At 63.2% G+C, this 1,331-nt stretch carries 1 protein-coding gene; it reads right to left on the reverse strand.

From position 1 onward, the window contains the following. Positions 1–1,316: glutamine-hydrolyzing GMP synthase (gene guaA, locus RR842_RS06120; protein ID WP_332729257.1), on the reverse strand; the 1,316-nt coding region annotated here is incomplete at its 3' end. Positions 1,317–1,331: the final 15 nt, after the last annotated feature.

Here is a 1,331-nt window from a genome sequence, read left to right on the forward strand (position 1 = left end):
TCGCCGGTCTCCTCGAAGATGCGCGCGTTGTAGGCGTCCAGCTCTTCGCGGACGATAGCATCCGCTTCCTTCAGAATAGACAGCTTCTCGCGCGTCACGGTGCCGATGATACGGATGGCCAGGCCCGGGCCAGGGAAGGGCTGGCGATGCACGATGTGGTCGGGCAGCCCCAAAGCCGTGCCAAGCGCGCGCACTTCGTCCTTGAAGAAGTGGTCCAGAGGCTCGATCAAATCGAACGAAACGCCCTCGGGGAACGGAATCAAATTGTGGTGGCTCTTGATCGTCGAGGCCTTGCCGCCGGTCTTGCGCGCGCCGCTCTCGATGATGTCGGGATAGATAGTGCCCTGGGCCAGATATTTCACCGTATGGCCGCCCTCGGCCAAGTCCTCCGCGACGGCGAAGAACTCCTTCCAGAACTGCGAGCCGATGATGCGGCGCTTTTGTTCGGGTTCGCTGACATCGGCCAATAGCGCGGCGTAGCGATCCTCGGCATGCACGTGTATGAAGTCCACGTCGAACTGCTTCGCGAACACCTCCTCCACCTCTTCGGGCTCGTTCTTGCGCAGCAGGCCGTGGTTAACGAACACGCAGGTCAACTGCTTTCCGATAGCACGCGCGCATAGTGCGGCCACCACCGACGAGTCCACGCCGCCCGACAGCCCCAGAATCACGCGATCGCTGCCCACTTGTTCGCGGATGGCCGCAACGGCATCGTCGATAAGGGAGTCCATCGTCCAGGACGCTTCGAGTCCGCAAATGCCGAACAGGAAGTTGTGCAGCAGCTCGTCGCCGTGCGGGGTGTGCCGTACCTCGGGGTGGAACTGCGTCGCATACAAACGGCGCGCCGCACACTCCATCGAGGCCACGGGGCACACGTCGGTGGAGGCTGTCACCGTGAAACCTTTCGGCACCTCTGCTACGGCATCGCGATGGCTCATCCAAACGGTCTGTTCCGTTGGCGTTTCGCCGTACAGCAAAGACGTGCCCCCGTCGCGCCGCACGAGCGCAGCGGCCCCGTACTCGCCCTTCTCCGTGTGCCCTACGGAGCCACCCAGGGTCACGGCCATGATCTGCTGGCCATAGCAGAAGCCCAGCACCGGAATGCCCAGATCGAAGATGCCTGGGTCGAGGGACGGCGCGTCCTCGGCGTAGACGCTGGCAGGCCCGCCCGACAAGATGATGGCGGCTGGTGCAAGCTTGCGCACCTCTTCGGAGGAAATGTCGCAGGGAACGATCTCCGAGTACACGTGCAAGTCGCGCACGCGGCGGGCAATAAGCTGCCCGTACTGCGCGCCGAAATCGACGACGATGACCAGTTGGTCGGAAGTGGG

Origin of the sequence: Gordonibacter sp. (assembly GCF_036667095.1) — a bacterium.
In the GTDB taxonomy this organism is placed as follows: domain Bacteria; phylum Actinomycetota; class Coriobacteriia; order Coriobacteriales; family Eggerthellaceae; genus Gordonibacter.